General features: G+C 58.2%; 16 protein-coding genes and 1 tRNA gene. 10 read left to right on the forward strand and 7 right to left on the reverse strand.

From position 1 onward, the window contains the following. Positions 1-51: 51 nt before the first annotated feature. Together H3V09_RS00300 and H3V09_RS00305 are read left to right on the forward strand one after the other, a co-directional pair. A complete protein-coding gene (locus tag H3V09_RS00300; protein WP_198190559.1) occupies positions 52-1551 on the forward strand; it encodes an oligopeptide:H+ symporter in 1500 nt (499 codons plus the stop codon). Continuing rightward, the gene (locus tag H3V09_RS00305) at positions 1548-3719 is read left to right on the forward strand and encodes a glycoside hydrolase family 127 protein (RefSeq protein ID WP_232339315.1); all 2172 of its coding nucleotides are present in this window, start codon (positions 1548-1550) and stop codon (positions 3717-3719) included. Before H3V09_RS00300 ends, H3V09_RS00305 begins: the two co-directional genes overlap by 4 nt. A 13-nt stretch (positions 3720-3732) precedes the next feature. Here H3V09_RS00305 and H3V09_RS00310 read toward each other — a convergent pair whose 3' ends face one another. Together H3V09_RS00310 and H3V09_RS00315 are read right to left on the reverse strand one after the other, a co-directional pair. After that, on the reverse strand, positions 3733-5151 hold the full coding sequence (locus tag H3V09_RS00310) for an MFS transporter (protein WP_198190560.1): 1419 nt from the start codon (positions 5149-5151) through the stop codon (positions 3733-3735). After that, positions 5148-5597: a MarR family winged helix-turn-helix transcriptional regulator gene (locus tag H3V09_RS00315; RefSeq protein ID WP_121913267.1), complete on the reverse strand. Its 450-nt coding sequence runs from the start codon at positions 5595-5597 to the stop codon at positions 5148-5150. The genes H3V09_RS00310 and H3V09_RS00315 overlap by 4 nt, the downstream gene beginning before the upstream one ends. A 712-nt stretch (positions 5598-6309) precedes the next feature. Here H3V09_RS00315 and H3V09_RS00320 point away from each other — a divergent pair. Beyond that, complete coding sequence (locus H3V09_RS00320) at positions 6310-7164, forward strand: AraC family transcriptional regulator (RefSeq protein WP_046322609.1); 855 nt, start codon at positions 6310-6312, stop codon at positions 7162-7164. Between the two features lie 291 nt (positions 7165-7455). On the opposite strand, the gene H3V09_RS00325 is transcribed toward H3V09_RS00320, so the two are convergent. Further along, positions 7456-8337: a class I SAM-dependent methyltransferase gene (locus tag H3V09_RS00325; protein ID WP_198190561.1), complete on the reverse strand. Its 882-nt coding sequence runs from the start codon at positions 8335-8337 to the stop codon at positions 7456-7458. 716 nt (positions 8338-9053) lie between these two features. Between H3V09_RS00325 and H3V09_RS00330 the strand changes: the two genes are divergently transcribed. Beyond that, positions 9054-9773: a Fic family protein gene (locus H3V09_RS00330; protein WP_232339316.1), complete on the forward strand. Its 720-nt coding sequence runs from the start codon at positions 9054-9056 to the stop codon at positions 9771-9773. A gap of 299 nt (positions 9774-10072) precedes the next feature. On the opposite strand, the gene H3V09_RS00335 is transcribed toward H3V09_RS00330, so the two are convergent. Continuing rightward, a tRNA-Arg gene (locus tag H3V09_RS00335) sits at positions 10073-10145 on the reverse strand. Positions 10146-10340: 195 nt separating this feature from the next. Here H3V09_RS00335 and H3V09_RS00340 point away from each other — a divergent pair. Next, entirely contained in the window at positions 10341-11366 is a 1026-nt protein-coding gene (locus tag H3V09_RS00340; RefSeq protein WP_198190562.1) for an endonuclease/exonuclease/phosphatase family protein, read from the forward strand. A gap of 6 nt (positions 11367-11372) precedes the next feature. On the opposite strand, the gene H3V09_RS00345 is transcribed toward H3V09_RS00340, so the two are convergent. Together H3V09_RS00345 and xseA are read right to left on the reverse strand one after the other, a co-directional pair. Then, the gene (locus tag H3V09_RS00345; RefSeq protein ID WP_046322615.1) at positions 11373-11696 is read right to left on the reverse strand and encodes an exodeoxyribonuclease VII small subunit; all 324 of its coding nucleotides are present in this window, start codon (positions 11694-11696) and stop codon (positions 11373-11375) included. Between the two features lie 96 nt (positions 11697-11792). Continuing rightward, positions 11793-13067, reverse strand: a complete 1275-nt coding sequence (gene xseA / locus H3V09_RS00350) for an exodeoxyribonuclease VII large subunit (RefSeq protein WP_144176741.1) — start codon at positions 13065-13067, stop codon at positions 11793-11795. Between the two features lie 507 nt (positions 13068-13574). Between xseA and H3V09_RS00355 the strand changes: the two genes are divergently transcribed. From H3V09_RS00355 to H3V09_RS00375, 5 genes are all read left to right on the forward strand, one after another. Then, on the forward strand, positions 13575-19097 hold the full coding sequence (locus H3V09_RS00355) for an acyl-CoA dehydratase activase-related protein (protein WP_198190563.1): 5523 nt from the start codon (positions 13575-13577) through the stop codon (positions 19095-19097). Positions 19098-19183: 86 nt separating this feature from the next. Beyond that, positions 19184-19828, forward strand: coding sequence for a sugar O-acetyltransferase (locus H3V09_RS00360; protein WP_198190564.1), 645 nt, complete (start codon positions 19184-19186; stop codon positions 19826-19828). A gap of 328 nt (positions 19829-20156) precedes the next feature. Next, a complete protein-coding gene (locus H3V09_RS00365) occupies positions 20157-21512 on the forward strand; it encodes a glycoside hydrolase family 30 protein (RefSeq protein WP_415873486.1) in 1356 nt (451 codons plus the stop codon). A 259-nt stretch (positions 21513-21771) separates the two neighbouring features. Further along, the gene (locus H3V09_RS08965; RefSeq protein ID WP_332460988.1) at positions 21772-21903 is read left to right on the forward strand and encodes a hypothetical protein; all 132 of its coding nucleotides are present in this window, start codon (positions 21772-21774) and stop codon (positions 21901-21903) included. A gap of 69 nt (positions 21904-21972) precedes the next feature. After that, positions 21973-23244, forward strand: coding sequence for a glutamate-cysteine ligase family protein (locus H3V09_RS00375; protein ID WP_198190567.1), 1272 nt, complete (start codon positions 21973-21975; stop codon positions 23242-23244). A gap of 71 nt (positions 23245-23315) precedes the next feature. On the opposite strand, the gene H3V09_RS00380 is transcribed toward H3V09_RS00375, so the two are convergent. Next, the gene (locus H3V09_RS00380; protein ID WP_198190568.1) at positions 23316-23939 is read right to left on the reverse strand and encodes a TetR/AcrR family transcriptional regulator; all 624 of its coding nucleotides are present in this window, start codon (positions 23937-23939) and stop codon (positions 23316-23318) included. Positions 23940-23958 lie beyond the last annotated feature (19 nt).

Raw genomic sequence — 23958 nt, forward strand, 5'->3', positions numbered from 1 at the left:
AATCATCTACCTTTTCTATAAATTCACCACCATTCCGGGAGCGATGCAATCATGAAACACACGGAGAGCACCTTGGAAGAGGTCAGGGACGACAAGGGCTTCTTCGGACACCCTCGTGCCATCGGGACCCTGGCTCTGGGCAATTTCTGCAACTCGGCCGCCTGGGGCGCCTTCTACGCCCTGATGATCTACTACCTCTACACCCCCTTCTCCAAGGGGCTGGGGTTCTCCCAGGGAGATGCGGCTCTGATGATCGCGGCCATGGGTGCGGCCAACGGACTGCTCAATATCGTGGGTAGCTGGCTGTCCGACAGGGTCCTGGGAATGCGTAAGGCACTGATCCTAGGCAACCTGCTCAAGGCCATAGCCTTCTTCATCCTGGCTATACCGCCGACCAGTCAGGTCTTCGGGCAGACCATGGCCTACATCGCCCTGGTGCTGCTGTCCATGCCCATCATGGGTATGTCCAACGCCTCCCTGACCGGGCAGCTCTACCGCAAGGAGGACGCTCGCAGGCGCGACGCGGCCTTCACCATCCACCAGTTCGCCAACACGGTGGCCGGAATCATCACCCCGGTCGTGGTGGGCCAGATCGGTCTGAGCAACTACCATATCGGCTTCGCTGTGGCAGGGGTCTTCGCTCTTCTCTACGGCGCGGCCATCTTCTTCACCCAGTATCGGTTCTTCGGACCCCTGGGTGAGGCTCCCATCAAGCCCCTGTCGGCCCGGGAGCGCCAGCGGATACTCAAGGGTCTGGTCATCGGGTTGGTTGTGCTGGCTCTGGTCATCGCCGCCCTGGTGCTGACCAAGCATTTCAACCTGAATGCCATAATCAACGCCGTCACCACCTTCGCCTTCGTGGTGCCCATCTGCTTCCTGGTCAACCTGTTCACCAAAAAGGACCTGACCGCCCGTGACCACACCCATCTTCAGGCCTTTCTCTGGTTCTTCTTCGCTCAGATCGTCATGGCCCTGGGTGCTACCCTGCTGACCAGCGCCATCGCCATCTTCCTGGACAAGAAGGTCAACCGGGTGATCTTCGGCATCACCATAGCTCCGGGCTCGCTCCAGGTCATCTACATGGTCATGGACCTGATAGCCGGGCCTATTTTCATCTTCCTGTGGACCAAGACTCGTGCCGGGGCAATCCGGACCACTTATAAGTATGGTATGGGACTGCTGGTCACGGCCCTGGCCTTCTTCACGCTGACCATACCCTCCCTGATTCTGGGCGGAAGCGGATCCTCCGGCTACTCCCTGTGGTGGGTGCTGATTTACTACGCCTTTATGGCCCTGTCCGACCAGCTCGTCGGCCCGATCGGCAGTTCTCTGGTCTCCGGGCTTTCTCCTGAGTCCTACGAGACCCAGCTGCAGACGGCATGGAACCAGACCGCAGCCATCGGCAATGCTATTGCCATCATCTTCTTCAAATTCTTCCAGACGGCCGACCAACAGGTTTATCTCTTCCCCATCGTTGCGGTGGCCTTGGTGGCCGTTGCGCTGGTGCTGACCGTCTTCAGTCGTCACATAGAAAGGCAGATGGCAGCATGAGCCGGCAATTCAATATGAGCGGGCCTATTGACATCAGCCAGGCCAGCGTCGACGACCCCTTCTGGTCAGCCGAGCAGGAGCTAGTCAGAACAGCGGTCCTGCCCTACCAATGGAGGGCCCTCAACGATCAGGTGCCTGGCGCTTCGCCCAGCTACTGCATGCACAACTTCCGCGCCGCCGCCGCGCTCAACAAGAGGCTGAATGGGCAGGAGGGGAGCGGAGACTTCCAGCCGCCGACTTACACCAATCAGGGGTTCCACTGCCTGCCGGAGGATCCGGATCATCCCGATCCGGACAAGTTCTATGGTTACGTTTTCCAGGACACCGACTTTTCCAAATGGGTGGAGGCCGTGGGGTACTCCCTGGCGCATCATCCGGATGCCGAGCTGGAGCGGCTGGCCGACGGGGCCATCGACATCGTCTGTGCGGCCCAGCTGGACAGCGGATACCTGGACACTTACTACATCCTCAATGGGATGAACCGGCACTTCACCAATCTCAAGGATCATCATGAGCTCTACTGCCTGGGCCATCTGATTGAAGGTGCCATCGCCTATTACCAGGGCACGGGCAAGACCAAGCTTTTGCATGCGGCCGAGCGGTTCGCCGACTATGTAGCCGCGACCTTCGGGCCGGACGACAATCAGCTGCATGGCTATCCGGGTCATGAGATTGCCGAGATGGCTCTGATCCGCCTGTACGAGACCACCGGAATCAAGCGATATTTGGACCTGGCGGCCTACTTTGTCAATCAGCGGGGAACAAGCCCCCTCTATTTCGAGCAGGAGGATCGGCAGAGGGCAGCCTATGAGCATGCCGACTTCACTATCGACGACAGCAGGCCAGCACCCTATGCCTACTACCAGGCCCATGAGCCGGTGGCTCAGCAACGTCAAGCCGTGGGTCATGCGGTCAGGGCCGGGTATCTGTACGCCGGAGCTGCTGATGTGGCCCGGCTGACCGAGGACCCTGCACTGAATGAGGCGGTGCATGCCCTCTGGCGTGACATTGTTGACAAGAAACTCTACGTCACAGGAGGAGTGGGTGCCGACGCGGATGCAGAATCGCACTCCTACGCCTATGACCTGCCCAACGACACCGGATATTGTGAGACCTGCGCCTCTGTGGCTATGGTCTTCTTCGCCCGAAGAATGCTGCAGCTGGACCCCAGGTCCGAATATGCCGACGTGATGGAGCTGGCCCTCTACAACACAGTGCTTGACGGCATGGCCATGGATGGCAAGAGCTTCTTCTATGGCAATCCCCTCGAGGTCAGGCCGCAGACCAAGCGGAACAAGGATCCCCGTTACAGCTACGTGCCCATCGTGCGCAAACGGTGGTTCGGTTGCGCATGCTGCCCGCCCAACCTGGCACGGCTGGTCGAATCGGTGCAGGATTACGCTTACACCTTGGCCGAGGACGGGTCCACGCTCTTTGTGCACCTCTACATCGGCGGCAGGATTCAAGCGGACCTAGGGGAGGGGTCAATCGCACTGCGGGTGCATTCGGAACTGCCTTGGAAAGGCCGAATCCGCCTAGAGGTCGAGGCTTCCAGTGATGGCCGGACCACCCTGGCTCTCCGTCTGCCTTCCTGGGCTGGCGGCGATGCAGCTGCCGATGCGGTGACCGTTCACACAGGCCAAGGTTCCTCGTCTGCCATCAGCCGACGTTTGGAACAGGGGTACCTTTACCTTGCGGGTCCCTGGAAGCAGGGCGATCGGATCGACATCGACTTCGACATGCCAGTGCGTGTCGTTGCCGCCAACCCTCTGGTCAGTCAGGATGCAGGCAAGGTGGCGGTGACCAGGGGACCCATAGTCTACTGCGCCGAGGAAAGGGACAATGGGGCCAACCTGCACCTGCTGCATCTGGACGGCAGCGCCTTGTCGGGTGATGCAAGCCGTGTGAAAGTTGAGCCCTTCACCTTCCAGGCCGGGGCGTATCTTGACGATCCTCAGGCCGAGGGCCATGTCGATGCGATCAGCCGCGGCATGGTCAAACTGCGGGTGCCCGCTTGGCGGGAGTCAGCAGAGGGAGCTGATACTGCTCCGCTCTACCGTCCATGGCAACCGGTCCGTCGCATGCCGGCCACAGCCACCCTGATTCCCTATTTCGCCTGGTCCAACCGTGGCGAAAACGAGATGAGGGTTTTCCTGGACGTGGACTGAAGGCCACCATCCTTCAAGCGTGCTGCGGTTTCTGAGAGCGGTGCAGGGCGGCCAGGACCAGCAGAACCTCCAGGGCGCCGATGATCAACAACAGGATCAGGGCATGCTGGGAGCCGTTGACGGTGCCCAGACGCCGGTCTGCGACTGCGGCCTGGCCTGCTGCGACGATGGTGGCCGCCAGGCTGCTGCCGATGGCTGCGGCGAACTGTTGGACGGTGTTGAAGATGGCGTTGCCGTCGGCCTGTTGCTCCTGGCTCAGCCGATGCAGACCGTTGGTCATGATGTTGCCAAAGCTCAGCCCAATACCCAGCATGAAGAAAATATAGAGGATCAGGATGGCCAGGGCTGTCAGCCGACGGGCGGTCAGGGCAAATCCCAGAAGGCCGATCAGGGCGACACAGCTGCCGCTGATGATGGGAATGCGCGGGCCCAGTTGATCGTAGAGCCTGCCGGAGAGCGGGGCCAGAACAGCTCCGATCGCCGCGCCCGGCAGCACTACCAGTCCAGCCTGCAGCGAGGTGCAGCCATCAACCAGCTGCAGGTGGTTGGGCAGGATGAACGAGAGTGCCAGGGCGCTGATCTCGAAGAGGATATAGGCGCCGACGTGCAGGGAGAAGCGCCGGTCGTTGAACAGGCGTACGTCGATGATCGGTTGGGCCTGATGCCGGGCGCGAAGAGTGAACGCTGCCAGGGCGACAATCCCTAGAATCAGAGCTCCGCCGAATCTCCAGGAGAGCCGTCCTGCTGAGGCGTTGCTGATGCCGAAGATCAGGCCTGCGAAGCCCAGGACCATCAGGAACACGTCAAGCGGCTCCAAACCGGTCTCTTCCCCGTTCGCTGCCACCGGAACCGAGGGTATGCAGGCCAGGCCTGTCACCAGCGAGATGATCAGTATTGGGATCAGGATGATGAAGACGAAACGCCATCCTATGGTGGTCGCTATCAGACCGCCGAAGGTGGGGCCGACGGCCGGTCCGATGGCCGTAATCAGGGTGCCCACGCCCATCATGGTGCCGATGCGTTTTGTCGGAACCTCCTGAAGGATGATGTTGAACATCAGAGGCAGGGCGATGCTGGTGCCCAGCCCCTGTATGGCCCTTCCCAGCAGCAGGAGGGGAAAGACCGGAGCCAGTGCGTCGATGATCAGTCCAGTCAGGAAGAGCAGGTTGGCGCACAGAAAGAGGGTTCGACTACGGAATCGGCGCTTGAGGGCCGCCGAGAGCGGGGTGATGGAGGCGACGACCAGCAGGTAGAGGGTGGTCATCCATTGCACGCTGGAGGTCCCGATGCCGAAATGGCTCATGAGCGCAGGGAAGGTGATGTTCATGGCCGTTTCCACGATCACGCCGCAGAAGGACATGATGCCAGTGGCTACCACGGCGCCTATTACCCTGCGGGGGATTGCTGTAGTTTGCTCCTTGGTTCTGCTCATGGGCGAGGTTCCTTTCCGGCTTGGGCGGAGTCATCGGAATTCAAGGCGATGAAATAGGCCAGCACGCGGTCGAAAGCATCTAAATCACGCTGGTTGAACCGGCGATCCATGGCCTTCTGCTGGCTGTCTATATAGTCCCGCACGGCTTTCTGCAGGCCCCGGGCCTTGGCGGTGGGAGCAATGATGCGTTGACGGCCGTCTCTGGGATCCCGTTTGGCGGCAACCAGTCCGCTGGTCTGCATTCGCTGCAGGATTTTTGTCGTTGTGGACGGGCGGATGTCAAACTCCATCTCGATGTCCCGCTGGGTGTGGTCCTGAGACTCGCCCAGGAAGTCGATGATGGACATCTGCGTGCCGGTCAGCCCGTACTGGGCCGCGTAGGCATCCATGGATCGTGACATGAGGTTGGCCGCCCGTTTGATTCGTTTGCCGTAGTCTTCGCTCAAAGGCTCTCCCTTGGATAGATTGTTAGCTACCTAATGAATAATCTCCCGGGTATGGACAAGCGCATGTGTGCGTATATATAGGTTGTCGACGTAGTCTTCGGAAGGCTCGCCTTTGTTCCTGAGTTTTGCGAGATTCTGCCGGGTAGTAACTTCTGCGGACAGAGGTCAAGTTCAATTCGTCTGCAGTTTGAGCCTCGATAACTGTTGCTCCTTATTTGAGCGATGGCAGGCCTGTAGGACCCAAGTTGCATTCAGAACAGTTATCCAAATGATCAGTATTTCAGCTACCGCCGTCGGGTCGGTGCCAAGGTGGCAAGCGATGTGATCCCAAGTCAAGCCACTGTCCCTTTCGAGGTCTATGCGCGGACCGTACTCGCTGACGCCACCGGTTTTGCCTATATCGACAAGAAGATGACTCTGAAGCAAGGTGTGGATGCCTGGCAGAAGCACCTTAAGGAATGTGGTAAGCAGCGGGGCTTCAACGTACACTGATTTTCTTAAAGTAAATGGGAACCTTGCCGTTGCCTTGTATTGTTTGAGTATGAGACCACGGCATTGCCGTATCTGCAAGGATGAAACCCTATGACTGATGTATGTGTTGTCTCGTGGCTTCATGCGTAAGGTCGAAGCCACTGGTTGCTTTCATAGTCCTGAGTTCGTTTAGAGGTCGTCAGGAGCGGCTGTCGTGATTCGTGCGGAAAGGAGGTGCATCGTGGCGAAGCCTGCTGAACACGGTATCGATGTCAATGCTTCTGACTTTTTGATTCATACCCCTTCGGCTATTGCGCGAACGACCTTTTTCTATCCGCTGCGGGTGGGCAAATTCTCCTATGAACCCGGTTATAGGCTGGAGCGGCGATCATTTGACAGTTATCTGATCATCCATATCGATAACGGCAGGCTGACGCTGGATCTGCCTGAAGGCTCATTCGTAGCTGAGGAGGGCCGGTTTGCGCTGGTCAATTGCTATGCGCACCATGCCTACGGCACTGATGTCCCAACGACCGCTCAATGGCTCCACTTCGACGGCGTCATGGCTCGGCCCTACTACGACTACATCATCAGAAAGCTGGGCAATGTCTTCATGCTCTCTTCCGAGACCTACGCCTTGGAACGGATGCGGACCATTACCTCCTTGATGACAGCGGAAAACGGCTATTCGGAAGCGAGGATGTCCAAATACATCACCGACCTGCTCACCGAGTTTGCCGATGAGCAGCCGCGCTCCTTCAGGCGAAAGCAGGAGGAGGTGGTTGAGGACACGATTGCCTATGTGTCCTCCCACTTGTATGAGCCGCTCACCGTCTCCGAGCTGGCTAAACGAGTCTTTCTGAGCGAGTACCACTTCATTCGATTGTTCAAGCAGGAAACCGGCATCACGCCGCATGCCTACCTGGTGGATTCCCGTATACATGCGGTGCAGTATTTGCTGGTAAACACAGGGATGTCCATACGACAGATTTGTCAGCAGTGCGGTTTCACATCCGAATCCTCACTGTGTGCCTCTTTTAAGAAGAGCACGGGCTTGACGCCCATGAAGTATCGCAGACTCAAGCAAGGCGAGTAACTGACACGTATTTGATTGTGCTATCGGCTCCAGCGGCTTACCCGTATAAAAGCATTTCTAAAATGCGCGGTTTACCCAATCTCATAGCCTGGCCTTCCACGGATCTGTCCCTCGACATTGGCGGGATCGAAGGTGAACGATAATGCGTTATCGTAATTCGGCACGGAGTGCTTCTGTTAATTGCGTTGCGCAACTTATGCTGCAACGCAATTAACAGAAGCCAATCTGCTGGACGGGCCGCCGGGCCAAGTCAGACCATGTCTAAGCAAAACCACGCTCGTACTTGCCCGGTCAAACTTTCTTTCTGGCTACCATCGAGAAGGTCAGGGGGATCTGAGGCTGATTGTGAGGCATGATCCATCCCTGGAGTTCTGGACTGTACTCAAGCATTGGCAGTGACTGCCAGTCGTCCACATTATGCTCGCCAATGGCCTCTATAGTCAGTCCGGCATCCAGAAGAGCACTGCTTATTTCCTGGAAGTCATGAGCCCAATTGTGATTGGTGGTGTGGGTAATTTGGGGTTTTGTCCCATCTTCGAGCGAGTCGGTTGCTGACGTGTAGCTTTGATCCGTCTCGTAGGTCGTTTCTGTTCCGCCAAAATAATCTTGAACTATCGACATGCCCTCGTTGTTCAAGGCGAAAAGCAGTGGATGGTTGTCGCGGATCATGAATATCCCACCGTCTGCTAGAAGAGAGGCGATTGAACGAGCCCAGTCTTTCAGATCGGGAAGCCAGGTGATGGTTCCGCAGCTGGTGACGATTACATCGAACGAGCCTTTCTGATCAGGCATGGCATCGGCAGCACATCGAGCATCACTTTGAACATAGGTTATGGATGCTCCGGCCCGTTCAGATAGCTTCCTGGCATAATCCAGCGAGGTGGGAGAAAAATCCAGGCCATATACGTCTCGTGCCCCCAAACGCCACCATGAGATGGTATCAGAGCCTATATGGCATTGCAGATGCAAAAGGTGCAACCCTTTGATGCTGTGTTCTGGAAGATGCGGCTTCAAAACCTCTAGATCGCGCAGGGTTACTGACGACAGGGCCGATGGGTCATCCGCAAAAGCGTCGAGGTCTCCATAACCACCGTTGGCATGCACAACTGCCCTGTCATTCCAGTTGAGGAGATTATCCTCTACATCCTCGTTCTGGTGCATTTGATGAGACATGGTGTTCCTTTCGGATGAGGCTTATCGACAATGATCGAGCCGGTCAATGTTCAAAACAGGTTTTCAAGTGCAGATTTGTGCAGATTTGTTAGTCATGCGCGAATATGCAACTTTTTTATTATCCTCAATATCCACTGCGTTGGCAAATACGGGGTGCCTGGAAGCGATTCGCATACTCCAATCGTATTTTTAACTTTGAGTCAAGTCTTTCACAATTATCGATTGCGTTATGGTCCAAATATCAGGTTCTGCCATGGTGTCAATAAGTCTATCGATGCTGTGTCATGAACTATGGGATACAACATCTTATCGGCTACCACGCCATGCAAGCCCCCCCCCCCCTGGATTCTTTCGAAAGCGTTGTGCAGGACACAGAGTGCTACGAGTCCAGGCACGGGAAGGGGGATGTAAGCCCTCTCGACAATGAACTTTTCGGTTTCCTTGTCTTGTATACGTGACACCTGAAAATGGGTTGCTCGATAAGCAGCACGACGCAACAGGAAAGAGGAACACGTGAATACCATGAGCAAGAATCCGGCAAACATGTTCGAGCGACTGGTTCCTGGACATAGTAAGTGTCGCCGCCACATTGAGGATTTGCCCACTGGAGTTGAGCTCTTTGCTGCTGGTCGGTCGGAAGCCGGGCGAGAACAGCTGATGCAGAATACGGCTGGCATGAGAGAATCTAAGCAGAACAGGAACGGAAGGAAACACACATGTGCGAGTACGGATCGCTGAGCACCAAACAACTTGCCGGGCTCCTGTACTCCATGGGCCGCACCTTTGATGGGCTGCAGTCGACTTTCATGGCCACTGAGGAGTTCCTGCGCACCGGCAATCCACAGGTCGTCAATTCCAAGGCCGACTACAACCTTCTGCTAGATTTGCGGCAGGCCGCGGACTACACCCTGCACTACGACTATGCTCGCGAGCCGATCGACCTGGCCTACGTGAAGTCCATCAACGCGCAGTTGACAAGGACTGCTGCCATGGAACCAGGCAAGCTGCGCGACGAACGCATTCCCGTCATGGTCAGCACCCCTTTGGGGAGGTACAAGCCACCCGTGCCTGATTCTGCCACCATTGCATCTCTGATAAAAAGCACCGTTGGGGGAGCAACTGGAGAAGACATCCTGGGAGATGCGGTGCGTCTTTTCGCCGGACTGGCCAAGATGCAGCCATTTGGCGATGGAAATAAGAGGACTGCGCTGCTCGCTGGCAATGGGCTGCTGATCGCGCATGGCGACCGGCATCCGCTCACTGTGCCCACCAGTGATAAGGACAGGACCTGGTTCAACCGGGAGCTGGCCGCTTATCATCTCAACAGCGATCAGACGATCATTCACCACTTGGCCAAGTGGAACAGGCAGCATGTATTGCAGGCTGAGCATTGGGATAACAGGGACGATATGTCATCCTCAGATGGACGTCCCTGACCTGTAACGCCCCTCGCCTTGGGCTGGTAATGGTCAAACGAGCGCAGTGATCAGCACATGGTGTTAGTCAGGCATGACCTCGTCGACTGCTCTGACTTCGGTGGCATACCCGGCAGCTGTATCAGCCAGACCGCGTATAAGCTCGACTAACGGTACCGAAACCTCCTCCAATGTACATGTGTGGACGCTAGTAGCGGGCGATGCCCGGTGGCGATGTGCCAGAATATGGAAAGCCATGGGGTTGAGGAATGGTTGCGGAGAGCAAGGCCAAGTACTTCCTTATGCTTGAACCTTTAGGGTGCCCCGGATGCGATTCGAACGCACGACACCTTCTTTAGGAGAGAAGTGCTCTATCCCCTGAGCTACCGGGGCAACGGAAACTACTGTACCACGAAGTGGGACTTGGGCAGGTCGCTGGTGTGCGGGCTAGCACCGTTCCCTTTCTGAAGAAGTTAGGTTCATATACCCGTCCGCCATATGGTCGTGGTTTACAATTGCTCAACGGTCGAGCTGACTGTGTGTTCCTTGGAAGGGGACCGGGTCGGCGATGATTTTCTGGAGGAGACCATGGCGAGATTCAGACAGTCCTTCCTGGTGAGGCACGTCTTTGGGTGGGTGGCCAGGCTGCTGGCGTTGGCCAGCTTGTTGGCTCTGGCGGCGCGTGCCTGTCCGGCATGGCTGTCGTCGATCCCATATTTGCCGGATCTGGCCGCTCTGACGCCCTGGTTCATCCTCTTGGGTCTGTTGGCCCTGCTCCTGGCTCTGATGTCTTCACGATGGTTCACGGCTTTGGTTCTTATCGCCGCCTTGGCCTTGAATGTCTACTGGCAGTATCCCTTCTACCAGGAAGGACCCGAGCTCAATGGCCAAGCTGATCAACTCGCAGCTCTTGAGCATCCCGACCGGTACGACGATGTGGCCCGGGTCATGACGCTGAACGTCTACAAAGGACAGGCCGATGCCGATCAGGTAGTCAAGACCGTCAGCGACAACCGGGTTGAGGTGCTGGCTCTGCAAGAGGTCAGCAAGGATTTTGTGGACCGTCTTCACAAGGCCGGCATCGACCGCTATCTGCCCCACGAGCAGCTTTCCACATCTTCGAAGGAATACGCCAACGGTCTTTGGACGGGCGCGCCAATGCAGTCGCCCTCAAAGGACGACGTGGGATCTCGCTCCTCCATGATGCCGGCGGCCAGCATCGACTTCGGCAGAGGCAAGACCAGCGTCAGATTTGTCTCGGTCCATACCACCTCGCCGCAACCTGGCAGTTGGAATGCCTGGCGACGCAGCGTGTCCGACCTGGGGAAGCTGCGAAACCACGAGCATACCCGATACGTGCTGATGGGAGACTTCAACGCAACTTATGACCATGCGGTCTTCCGAGACATGTTGGGGGAGCGGTTCAGCGATGGGGCACGTCAGGCCGGGCATGGCATGAGCGTGACCTGGCCGGCCGACAGGGCCCCAATGCCCAGGTTGGCGGCCATCGATCATGTTGTGGTGGACCGTGACATCAGAGCCAACCAGCTGCAGGCCGTACCTATCGCAGGTTCGGATCATGCAGCCCTGCTGGCCACGGTGATGGTGGAATAGGGGACTTCAGGCATCCAAGTTGGATTGTGTACCAGCCTGGGCTCCGGCGCTGGCCTGCTCCTGCTGGGCGGCATCGAGCTTGGCTCGCACCTGGCCTAGCAGCTCCTGGGCTCGCTTGGCCAAAGCCTCGCCGATCTCCCACTGACGCATGGAGGCATCCAGGTCCAGGCCACCGGCCTCCAGAGCTTGAACCGCCTGGATCAGCTGGTCTCGGGCCTGCTCATAAGGCAGTTTGGCGATGGTATCGCGTTCCTTCTGGCTCAGGGCCGAAGCCAGTACCGGCTGTTCCTCGCTCTGCTCCTTGGTCTGCGCCTCGTCAGTGTCGCTCATGCCTGCTCCTCTTCTTATCTGGTGAGTTGATCAAATTCCTCAATACTGTGGATGATTATTGCGGACGATTATATGTGACTGACCTCGTGGAATCGGTCACTGCCCGTTGACGACCTTGGTCTCGATTCGGCCCTCTTTGACGGTCAAAGTCAGATCCTGATCGGCCTGAACCTGCTGGGGGCTGATGATCACCTTCCCGTCCAGGGCCTGCACGACTGCGTATCCGCGGTCCAGCGTGGATTGGGGGGAGAGAGCGGTCAGCGAGGACTGGAGCTTCTCCACGGTCAAGGAGGCATCGTCCACGATCCGCCGCAGGGCAATGTCCAGGCGAACCAGGGACTCGTCGACCAACTGCTGGGGCTTGTCCAGCATGGTCTGCGGCTTGGTCAGGCTGGGGCGGTTGGCATATCCCTCAATCAAACGCGTCTCGCCTTGGACCATATTTTCGATACGCGCGTTTATGCGCATTCGGGCCTCCTGGATGATTCCCTCCTGCTCGACCAGGTCGGGCACCACCCGCTTGGCTGCATCAGTAGGGGTGGAGGCGCGCAGATCCGCCGCCAGATCGATAAGGGTCCAGTCGTCCTCGTGGCCGATGGCCGAGACGATTGGGGTGACGCATGCCGCCGTGGCCCGGACTACCGATTCGTCCGAGAAGCCCAGCAGATCCTCAAAGCTGCCGCCGCCCCTGGCCACGATGATCACATCCACAGCCGGATCGGCATCCAGCTTCTGGATGGCCTCGACCACCTCGGGCGGACATTGAGGTCCCTGGACGTGGGCATGTACAACGGAGAATTCAATGGTGGGCCAGCGAAGACGGGCGTTGGTGATTACATCCCCCTCGGCTCTGGCCTTGGGTGCGCAGATCAGGCCGATACGTCGGGGGAACTCGGGCAGGGGAACCTTGTTTTCCGCGTCAAAGAGGCCCTCGCCCTTGAGCTTGCGCCTGAGCTGATCGATCTGCTCCTTTAAATCCCCGGTGCCTACACGTTTGATCCGGTCGGCCATGAAGCTCAAACGGGTCTGTTTGATCCACAGGTCGGGCCGCCCGTGCACCACCACACGGTCGCCCTGGCGGAATTCCCTGGCCTGGGTGGCGAAGGCACGGAAGCCCATGACGTTGATGGAGATGTCCTCGAAGTTGTCGCGCAGGGTCAGATATGCGGAACCGGTCCGGCGGGTGTTGATCTCCACGATCTGACCCTCCACCCAGGCTCCGGGCCAGCGGGCCACGGCGTCGTGGTACTTCTGGCTGAGCACGCTGACCGGCCAGGGGTCTTCCTCGGTGGTATCTCGTGCCAGGCGGGGCAGCTGATCCAAGGGCTTGGGGGCCAGTCCGGATGGGGCTGAGCTAGTCGACGTACCCATCGACCCGCGCATGTTCGAACCCATGTATGCTCGCACCTGAAGCCTCCTGACCATCGGTTCCGCCAGCCTGACCAACTCATCCGGCATAGCCTGTACGGGATGGTATGCGGGTTGGTCAGCGAAGGAAACGTCTTCTCAGGGTCTCTCAATACGGGGACAATTCCATCTCCTCCGTCGGTCAGCTGCAGGCCCTCTGCTGATTGTTTTTGGGCCAATTTCGCCGTGGGCACAGTGGCATTTCTCCCGTTTGCAAGGAGTCTGGGATTGAGGTCAAAGTGTGAAGGAGAAGGGTTGGAACAACGCCTTGATGCACCTGCCCTCGTCTGCGGCTTGCCTGTAGCAGAGGCAGTTTTGCTGGCGACTGTGTTAAAGGTGACAGTCTTGATTCCCCGATATTGCAAAAGTTATTCACGCTCTGGCGGTAGCATAAATAAAGCAAGCCGGATATGATGTGGTGTCTGCTTTTCAACCCCATCATGCGGCGGTCTCACGGATTGAGGTTGTTTCATGTCTGATGGCGTCGACATAGCGGGTCGATATAAGGGCACAGGACCGCGGGATCTCCTGCGTGTGGGTTTGGACATCGGTTCCACCACAGTCAAGGCCGTGGTTCTTGGCACAGGGGATAGGCTGGATCAGGCGCTTTTCAGCGACTACCGTCGCCACCACGCCAATGTGCGGCAGTGCGTGGCGGAGCTGGTCACGGATATCAAGCTTTCCCTGTCACGGGTTGGTCTGGCCGGCAATCCCATCAGCCTGGTGATCACCGGCTCGGGCGGGTTGGAGCTGGCAAGCCAGCTTCAGGCCGAGTTTGCCCAGGAGGTCATTGCCGAGACCGAGGCCATCAATGCCACCTATCCCGAGGGGGATGTGATCATCGAACTGGGCGGCGAGGATGCCAAGATCACCTATCTGAAGCCCACACCGGAGCAGCGAATGAACGGGTCCTGCGCGGGCGGGACCGGAGCCTTCATCGATCAGATGGCCACTCTGCTCAATACCGATGCTTCCGGCCTGAACGATATGGCTTCCAAATACAAGACCATTTATCCCATCGCATCGCGTTGCGGGGTCTTCGCCAAGTCCGACCTCCAGCCCCTGATCAACGATGGAGCCGCCAAGGAGGATCTGGCTGCATCAATCTTCAACGCCGTTGCCACACAGACCATCTCCGGTTTGGCCTGCGGGCGTCCCATCCGTGGCAACGTGATCTTTTTGGGCGGGCCCCTCTTCTTTATGAGTGAGCTGAGGGAGGCCTTTAAGCGGATCCTCCAGGACAGGGTCAGCCGCTATATCATCCCTGAAAACGCGCACCTCTATGTGGCCTATGGCGCTGCCATCATGGCTGGTCGTCAGGAGCAGGACGACCAGGATAATGCAGCGCAGGTCAAGACCGACTACTCGCCAGAAACCGATGTGAACGACCCCTTCGGTCCGGCTTGGGGGCTGGACCAGGCGGAGGTCGACAAGGCGCGGTCCGAAAAGGCTTCGAGCCTGGACAAGATGGCTCTGCAGGATGCCATGCAGGACGGCCGCACCACTACCTTGGTGGACGGTGAGAATAAGGTTCCGGCGACAGAAACCGCCAAAAATGCCATCCAAAATCAAGAGATGAACTTTGATCTGACATCGCTGGATGGCGTCCTCTCAGCCCTGAAGGGTCTGGAGAACATGCCATCCACGGCCAGAACGATACGCCCGCTCTTCCTGAACGAAGACGAGCGCAAGGAGTTCAACGACCGGCATGGTGCCGAGATCATCCCCACCGGGGACCTGTCTGGGGCCAAGGGGCCACACTTCCTGGGCATTGATGCGGGCAGCACCACCATCAAGGCCGTACTGATCAACGACGACAAGACCATCGTCTGGTCCACCTACGGAGTGCATAAGGACAGTCCGCTGATCGCCGCCGCCAACATCGTCAAGGAGGTCAGGAAGTCCCTGCCGGAGGGTGCCTATATCGCCCGTGCCTGCGCTACCGGATATGGTGAGGGCCTGGTCAAGGCCGGCTTGCACGTTGACGAGGGCGTGGTCGAGACCATGGCCCACTACCGGGCAGCCGAGGAGATCAGCCCCGGTGTTACCTCGGTCATCGACATTGGCGGGCAGGATATGAAGTACATCGCCGTCAACGACGGGGTCATCGATTCGATCTGCGTCAACGAGGCCTGCTCGGCCGGCTGCGGATCCTTCCTGCAGACCTTTGCCCAGTCCATGGGCATCAGCATCCAAGACTTCACCAAGCAGGCGTTGGCCTCCGAAGCCCCGACCGATCTGGGTTCCCGTTGCACGGTCTTCATGAATTCCTCGGTCAAGCAGGCTCAGAAGGAGGGCGCCTCCCCGGAGGACATTGCTGCTGGGCTCTGCTACTCGGTGGTCAGGAACGCCCTCTACAAGGTCATCAAGCTGCGTGATGCCAACGCCCTGGGGCCGGTGGTCGTGGTCCAGGGAGGAACCTTTCTCAACGATGCCGTTCTGCGGGCTTTTGAACTCCTGACCGGTCGCAAGGTGACCAGGCCCAATATCGCTGGGCTCATGGGAGCCTACGGCGCTGCGCTGACGGCCCGCATGCACTGCCCGCAGAATGAAGAGGTCGTGGATTTTGCTGCAGTCAGTTCCCAGATGGCCCACCCTTCAGTGAACGTGGTCAACGGGGGAAAGTCCGTGGGCAGCACGCCCACTACCCCTAATATGGCTCCGGCTTCCACCAGGTCAAGGTTGTCGCCGGCCGCCGTCAACAAGATTGGCGCAAACGCCTCGGCCAACGTTGCCTCCAAGAACGACCAGGGCTTCAAGACGACCCTGCCTGGTCTGAAAGTGGAGAACGGCCATGTGGTCAGCTCCATACTGGCAGGGGACGATCTGGATAACCTCTCCATGACCACCACCCACGAGGTCTGCAAGCTCTGCCAGAACCACTGCAAGCTAACCATCACCGAATTCGAGGATGGCGGCCGCTACGTGACCGGGAATCGCTGCGAACGTGGCGGAGACAAGAACAGGAAGCGCTCTGACAGGCCCAACCTCTACGACTTCAAGTACAAGCGGGCCTTCGCCTACCGTCGGCTGACCCCGGACAAGGCCACCAGGGGCGATATCGGCATTCCCCGTGTGCTCAACATGTATGAGGACTACCCCTTCTGGTTCACCCTGCTGACCTCACTGGGCTTCCGGGTGATGATCTCCGGGCGGTCCAACCACGAGCTCTTCGAGAGCGGGATGGAGTCCATCGCCTCCGAGAACATCTGCTACCCGGCCAAGCTGGTCCACGGGCATATTCACTCCCTGGTCGACAAGGGCATCAAGACCATCTTCTATCCCTGCGTCACCTATGAGCAGGAGCTGGTTCCCGATACGGACAACCACTACAACTGCCCCATCGTGGCCAACTACCCGGTGGTGATCGAGGCCAATATGGCCGAGCTCAAGGAGAACGGCGTCCGCTTCATGCGGCCCTACTTCAACCTGTCCAACAAGGAGAAGATGGTCGAGCGGATCGTCAAGGTCTTCGACTGGGCCAAGGTGAGCGAGGATGAGGCCCGGACCGCCGTCCAGGAGGCCTACCGTGAGGATGCCCGGTTCAAGGAGGACGTTCGCCAGGAGGGGCTTCGTGCCTTGGCCTACATGCAGGAGTATGGGGTCAAGGGCGTGGTCCTGTCGGGCCGCCCCTACCATGTGGACCCCGAGGTCAACCACGGCATTCCCGAGACCATCTGCTCCCTGGGCATGGCCGTGCTTTCCGAGGACTCCATCTGCGAGCTGGACGTGCATAAACTACCTAAGCTGAGCGACTATATCATTCCGGCGGCGGGGGAGCGGGCCCTGGCCTCCAACAACCCCACGGCCGCCAAGTTCCGCAAGACCGTGCCGGGCTTCGGCGACGACCATCATAAGATGCCTCTGAGGGTGACCGACCAGTGGGCCTACCACTCCAGGCTCTATTCTGCAGCCAGGTTCGTTTCCGAGTATCCCGACCTGCAGCTGGTCCAGCTGGTCAGCTTCGGATGCGGCGTGGATGCCATCACCACCGACCAGGTCCAGGAGATTCTGGCCGACAAGGGCGATGTCTACACGCAGCTGAAGATCGACGAGGTCTCCAACCTGGGTGCTGCCAAGATCCGTCTGCGCTCGCTGAAGGCCGCCATGGACGAACGCCACCAGCGGGATCTGAACCAGGAGGACAGCGAAGACCAGAAGGAAGTCCCAGCCAAGGAGCAGGCGCCTGCCAAGGTCGCGGCCAAGGATAATGTCATGGTCGAGAATGTTGACACATCGACTGACCTGGTTCAGTCGGAGGCGCAGGCGAAGAAATCATCCGACTCTCAAGATTCGCGAGACCTTGCCAGCCATATTGAAGCAGTGGATGCGGATGCGACTGACAAGCCGGAATCGGGCGGATTCCGGTCTACCAATGCACAGAAGATCAACCTGTCCCAGCGCAAGACCGACATTGTGGTTCTGGCCCGGTTTGTGGCTCTGCATGACAAGAGTGATCAGGGTCTGATAGGCCTTCATCCCATGGGCATCAGGCCCATCCGGGAGACTATGGCCTCAAAGCAGAAGGAGCAGGAAGCCGACAACCAGGGCAAAAATGTTCAGGCTAGCGGAGCCGCTGCCAAGCCGACCCTGTCCAAGTACGCCACTGAGCATCGCTTCACCAAGGAAATGGGGCATAAATTCACAGTGGTAGCGCCGCAGATGTCTCCGGTGCACTTCTCCCTCCTGGAGGCGGTCTTCTCCAGTGCCGACTACCACTTCGAGCTCCTGAAGCATGCCACGGCAGAAGACATCAACACCGGGGTTAAGTACGTCAACAACGATGCCTGCTTCCCTGCCATCATCGTGGTGGGGCAGCTGGTCAACGCCTTCCTGTCCGGCAGGTTCGACCCGCACAAGTGTGCAGTCATCGTCACCCAGACCGGTGGCATGTGCAGGGCCACCAACTATTATGGTCTTCTGCGCAAGGCCCTGGCCGATGCGGGCTATGGCTATGTACCGATCATTACGCTGAGCGTCCAAGGGTTCAAGGCCAATCCCGGCCTTCAGGTAACCCCGGCGCTGCTGCACCGCGCTGTCAAGGCCTTCTACCTGGGCGATGCCATGATCGAGTGCCTGCTCAGGGTCCGTCCCTACGAGCAGGAGCCCGGGTCAGCCAACAGGCTCTACAAGCTCTGGGACACGATCTGCAAGGAGACCATCGAGCACCACGGGTACTCCAAGACAGCCAAGAAGGTGTATGGCCATGGCTATCTGCCCTATGGGACTCTGATGAAGCGGATGATCCGGGCCTTCGACCAGCTGCCGCTGCGCAATATTCCCCGCAAGCCCCGGGTGGGCGTAGTCGGGGAGATTCTGGTCAAGTACCATCCCGACGCCAACAACCACGTGGTTGACCTGATCGAGAGCCAGGGCTGTGAGGCCGTGCTCCCCGGTGTCTGCGACTTCATGGTCAACGGCATCTCCAACGCCGAATGGAATGAAGAGATGCTGGGTACAGGCGGCCAGGTGGGTGTCAAGAAGATCGTCCTCAAGGCGGCAGATGCTTACCGAGCTCCCATGATCGCCGGCTTCAAGGCTTCCCATGGGAAGTTCGACATTCCCGCCCACATCAGCGATCTGAGGGAAAAGGCCGCTTCGGTCACCTCCTTGGGTGTTCAAGCCGGAGAGGGCTGGCTCCTGACTGGAGAGATCATCGAGCTTATTCAGTCCGGTGCTCCCAACATCGTCTGCGCACAGCCCTTCGCCTGCCTGCCCAACCATGTGACTGGACGTGGTATGTTCGGCAAAATACGCAGGACCTACCCGGAGGCCAACATTGTCTCGATTGACTACGATCCCGGCGCCTCGGAGGCCAACCAGCTCAACAGAATCAAGCTGATGATCGCCGCTGCCAAGAAGCCGGGCGACCAGCAAAAGCTCAGCCAGGACCATAAAGCCGACGACGGCTTCCAAGCAACGGAGGCGACCGGTCTGGATGCGGGGCAGGCAGCACCTGTCCAGGACGAGGAGAAGGTTCTGGAGAACCTGTAGCCGCTAGGCCGAGGCCGGTGTTTGGGGCCAACGCGCCGGCCTCGGAATTGCTGAACCACGAAGATCAAGGAAATAGGGGGGTTCCCATGACCAGCCGCGAAGAGATCAAGGCTCTGCTGGATACCGACCAGATATACATTGCCGATACACCCGAAATGAAGCAGGTCCAGGACGCCCAGCAGGATCTGGTCTTTGAGTTCAACGCCTGTCGTCCCAGCCAGGTGGAAAAGAAGCAGGACCTCTGCAGGCAGATGTTCGGTTCGTTTGGCCAAGGCAGTTGGATTGAGGGACCGGTGCGGGCCAACTGGGCCTGCAACACCTACTGGGGAAGCAAATGCTATGCCAACTTCAACCTGGTTCTGGTTGACGACGGACGCATTGACATAGGAGACCACACCATGTTCGGGCCAAACGTCACCATCGTCACCACCGGGCACGCCATTCGCCCCGATATACGTGCCTATGGAACGCCCCAGTTCACGGTTCCGGTCAGCATCGGCAGGAATGTGTGGATCGGAGCGGGCGCCATCATCATGCCGGGAGTGACCATCGGAGACAACACGGTCATCGGGGCAGGATCCCTGGTCACCAAGGACATCCCTTCCGACGTGGTCGCCTACGGCCATCCCTGCAAGGTCGTCCGCCCCATCAATGACCACGATTATGAATTCTTCTGGAGGGATCGCCGGTTTCAGCCGCCTTATGATGCCCGGCCCTTTATAATGGATTAGGTGGGTTGATTGAGAGCTGGCTCCCTGGATTCCTCTGCAGTCTGGTGTCTGGCATCCGTGTGCTGGTTTAATTCCGGCGGGCACGGTTTTAGCATCGGCGATGCCTGGGTTTGATCAGCTCCTTGAACCGGTCCCATTCTCGGACGTAGCCGATTCTCGGCTCACGTACCGTTGAGGGTATACGGCAGCCTTATTCATGGCTATTGTTCCGCTCTGACGGGATGTGTCTTTATCCTGGTGACTGAAACATCAAGTGACCTGTTCTCTCCGGGTATTCCGGCTGGGCGAATGGGTATATAGAAACGCTATGCAAAGGAGCAGAAGATTCATGAATAAGAAGGCAGAACTGATCTGGATAGCAACCACTCGCCAGCAAGCCATGCAGGAACATCCTCTTACACTTTCGACTCCGGGGTCATCGCCCGATCTGAGATGCACCGGCGGTAAGCTGCAGACTCTGCGGGGGTTCGGCGGCTGCTTCAATGAGCTGGGGTGGATGCCCTTGCAGGAGCTGGGGGAGGAGGCACGTGAGGGAATCATCCGCGAGCTTTTCAGCCCGGACGAGCTGAATCTGACCTTCAACAGGACCCCCGTGGGCGCCAACGACTTCGCAACGAGTTGGTACAGCTACGACGAAACCGACGGTGACTATGACCTGGAGCATTTCAGCGTCGACCACGACGAGCAGACCCTGATTCCGTATATCCGCCAGGCTCAGAAGTATCAGCCGAACATGGGACTGTTCGCCAGCCCCTGGAGTCCGCCAACCTGGATGAAACGACCCAAGGTCTACAATTTCGGGCGAATCGACATGAGCGAGCGCAACCTATCTGCTTATGCCCGTTATCTTCTGCGGTATGTGCGCGAATATGACCGCCGCGGAATCCACATCGACCAGCTGCATGTGCAGAACGAGGTCTTCGCGGACCAGAAGTTCCCCTCCTGCCTATGGTCCAGCGAGGACATGCGCATCTTCATTCGTGACTATCTTGGCCCTCTCTTTGCCAAAGAGGCACCGGATACGGCCATCTTTTTGGGGACCCTCAATGGTCCCGAGGACATGAAATTCGGTCCTGAAGGCATGATCCTGGAGAATTACAACCGGTACGTGGACAACATCCTTTTCGACGAGGACTGCCGCAGGTACATTGCCGGGATCGGCTATCAGTGGGCCGGCCAGCATGTCATCGAGCGCACTCACCAGTCCTGGCCTGAGATTGAGTTGGAGCAGACCGAGTCCGAATGCGGCATGGGCGGCAACTCCTGGGAATACGCCGAATACGTTTTCTCGCTGGTGAACCGGTATCTGCGGGCTGGAGCCACTTGCTACACATACTGGAACATGGTTTTGGGGCAGGGCATATCCACCTGGGGCTGGCGGCAGAATTCCCTCTTCTCTATCGACACCACCACTGGCCAGGTAAAGCGGAATCCCGAGTATTATGTCATGCGTCATTACTCGCACTATGTGCGCCCGGGTGCTCGGCTGCTGGATACTCGCGGTCATTTCAGCTCCATGGTCACAGCCTTCGAAAATCCGGATGGATCGGTCGTTGTCGTGGCCCAGAACGCCCTGGACCGCGCCATGCCTTTCTCCTTCTCTGGACCTGGAGGGGACGGTGAAGAGAGTCAAGGTTTTCGAGTGACCCTGGAGCCGCGATCCTTCAACACCTTCGTCCTATGAATTGAGTCTCTTAGATTAAGATGTGAATTCACCATGTCAGACAACGTGGTCCGGACCACTGACCGCTCAGGTTCCAAGGCATCAGGTGCCTTCCGGACCGGTTCATCTTCGAATGCGCCTACTAGGATGAATATAAGGCTTATGAGCGGGTGGACAAGGACATGTCCATGATGAAGTCCGTCGGCATCACAACCATGTGTATCCCCGAATCCACCTGTGGAACTTTGGAGCCCTACCCGGTGTATTCGATTTCAGCCATGTGGACCGAGTACTGGATGCCGAAAGGCCCCTCGGCATCCAGGTCATCGTGGGTACACCCACCCATGCCGTCCCCGTTTGGCTGGCAAGGACTCCCCGACCACCATGTAAGAGGGGTGGAATTATAAGCTAGATAAATGACAGAGTCTGAGGCCTGTCCTAATCCCGGATCCACGACCCTTCCGCGTAGACTAGAGGAGTGATGATGAGGCATAGAGTTTCGTACGCTCACCTGGGTGCGAAGGTGAACCCAAAGCATGTGGCCAGCCTGGTCGACTACTTTGATTCGGGGTGCAAACCTGACAGTGAATTCCGCTATGGGGTCGAAATAGAGCATCTGCCTGTGCGCAAAGGGGACGACAAGGCTGCCGGTTATTATGGTCAGGACGGCGTGGAGAACCTTCTGAAGGATTTGCGCCCCTACTACAGGCACGAAGAGGAGTACTGGGAGAATGGCCACCTTCTGGGTCTGGGCAGACCGCTGATGAAGGTCTCCCTGGAACCGGGGAGTCAGGTCGAATCATCCATAGGGCCCTGTGGAACCCTGGGTGAGTTGGTTGATCTCTACCAGTCCTTCCGTCAGGAACTTGACCCGATTGCCTCCAGAATGGGATTCCGCCTGGTTAACTACGGCTATCAGCCACGGTCCGGCTATGCCGATATCAGGGTGGTCCCCAAGGACCGCTATGCGGCCATGACCGACTATCTAGGTCGAGTGGGTCAGTATGGCCTCTGCATGATGAGGTGCTCGGCCTCCACGCAGGTAAGCATCGACTATCGGGATGAGGCCGATGCCGTGGCCAAGCTCAGGGTGGGAACCGCACTGGGGCCAGTGATCTCATGGTTCTTCAAGAATTCACCTTGGTTCGAGGGCGGACCCAACCCCTATCCCCTCCTACGTCAGCGAATCTGGGATTTCACCGACTTCCAGAGAACCAACCTGTCCCCAGGCCTCTTCGATCCTGACTTTGGCTGGGAGGATTATGCGGTGGATGTCTTGTCGACCCCGCTAATGTACGTGGATTTGACACATACGCCCGAAGCGGCCGGGTTGGGACACGAAGGTCTTTGCCGCGTGGCCTTCAAGGACAACGCTGCGGATGTTTACCCGGACCGCCGCCTAAACGACTACGAGGTGGGTCACATCCTATCCACCCACTTCAATGACGTCCGTCTGAAGAAGATCGTGGAACTCAGGCATTGGGACTCTTTGCCGATAGCTCGTGCGATTCGCCTGACCGGAGTGGTCGGGAACACTTTCTACGACCAAGCCCAGTTTGAGCGGTTGACGGCTTTCTGTTCTCAGCTGGAGGAAGCTGACGTTTTCGCAGCCAAGGCCGACCTCCAGGCCAGGGGATCCCAGGCAAGGCCTTACGGAAAATCGCTGGATGAGTGGGGAAACCTGCTTGGTGTGGAAGACAGCCTGGACAACCTGCCCGGCGACCCGGTGCACCCTGATGTCTTCCAGGACTAGGGTGAGCGGTCTGGTTCGGCCGGTTTCATGCCCCAGGACGACTGTGGCGATATGGAATGGGATTCTGCCCCTCAGCGATAGCCGCTCCAGGTGGGCAGGGGGAAGATGACCTCCTCACAGGCGGCCCAGAGCTGATTAAGGTCCTGACCGGGGGTGCGCAACCAGCGCAGCTGGATTCCGTCCATCATGCTGTATCCGGCTTGGAGTAATGGACGCAGACTTGTGCCCTCCGGCAGGGCCCACCGAATATTCATGGCAGTGTCGATGCTGCCGCGCTCGCGGTCCTCGAAATAGGCATGAGCTGGGTGGTGGGGATCAAGGGCCTCTGCGCTCAGGGTCGAGAACATGTGGACCAGAGCTGGGCGATCGGCGTTGATGGCGACCACCTGCCGCCACATTTCGGCCAGGAGGGGCCGGTCTTTGCTTCTGATGAGGCGGTCCAGCACCCGGTCCGTCTCGGAGTCGTATATCTCGTTCAAGACCAGGTGCAGGAGGCCGTCCTTGCTACCTACATGATGGAGGACACCGGCCTTGGTCATGTGAACCCGATCGGCTATACCCTGCAGGGTGGTCCCGTAATATCCCCTCATACCGAATGAAGCGACTGCAGCCTCGATGATGGCCTGCTTGCTGGCGCGCCCGCGTAGGCGGGGCAGCCCATCATCTGCTCTTTTGCCGCTGTCCCTGTCCGCCATCGCAGTCTCTTTCCGCCCC

It is taken from the genome of Bifidobacterium sp. M0399, assembly GCF_016100595.1.
GTDB classification, from domain to species: Bacteria; Actinomycetota; Actinomycetes; order Actinomycetales; family Bifidobacteriaceae; genus Bombiscardovia; species Bombiscardovia polysaccharolytica.

Excerpts from the sequence above, each read along its gene's own strand:
- H3V09_RS00300 (WP_198190559.1), top strand. The coding sequence starts at position 52 with ATGAAACACACGGAGAGCACCTTGGAAGAGGTCAGGGACGACAAGGGC.
- H3V09_RS00305 (WP_232339315.1), top strand. The coding sequence starts at position 1,548 with ATGAGCCGGCAATTCAATATGAGCGGGCCTATTGACATCAGCCAGGCC.
- H3V09_RS00310 (WP_198190560.1), bottom strand. The coding sequence starts at position 5,151 with ATGAGCAGAACCAAGGAGCAAACTACAGCAATCCCCCGCAGGGTAATA.
- H3V09_RS00325 (WP_198190561.1), bottom strand. The coding sequence starts at position 8,337 with ATGTCTCATCAAATGCACCAGAACGAGGATGTAGAGGATAATCTCCTC.
- H3V09_RS00330 (WP_232339316.1), top strand. The coding sequence starts at position 9,054 with ATGTGCGAGTACGGATCGCTGAGCACCAAACAACTTGCCGGGCTCCTG.
- H3V09_RS00340 (WP_198190562.1), top strand. The coding sequence starts at position 10,341 with ATGGCGAGATTCAGACAGTCCTTCCTGGTGAGGCACGTCTTTGGGTGG.
- H3V09_RS00345 (WP_046322615.1), bottom strand. The coding sequence starts at position 11,696 with ATGAGCGACACTGACGAGGCGCAGACCAAGGAGCAGAGCGAGGAACAG.
- xseA (WP_144176741.1), bottom strand. The coding sequence starts at position 13,067 with ATGGGTACGTCGACTAGCTCAGCCCCATCCGGACTGGCCCCCAAGCCC.
- H3V09_RS00355 (WP_198190563.1), top strand. The coding sequence starts at position 13,575 with ATGTCTGATGGCGTCGACATAGCGGGTCGATATAAGGGCACAGGACCG.
- H3V09_RS00360 (WP_198190564.1), top strand. The coding sequence starts at position 19,184 with ATGACCAGCCGCGAAGAGATCAAGGCTCTGCTGGATACCGACCAGATA.
- H3V09_RS00365 (WP_415873486.1), top strand. The coding sequence starts at position 20,157 with ATGAATAAGAAGGCAGAACTGATCTGGATAGCAACCACTCGCCAGCAA.
- H3V09_RS00375 (WP_198190567.1), top strand. The coding sequence starts at position 21,973 with ATGATGAGGCATAGAGTTTCGTACGCTCACCTGGGTGCGAAGGTGAAC.
- H3V09_RS00380 (WP_198190568.1), bottom strand. The coding sequence starts at position 23,939 with ATGGCGGACAGGGACAGCGGCAAAAGAGCAGATGATGGGCTGCCCCGC.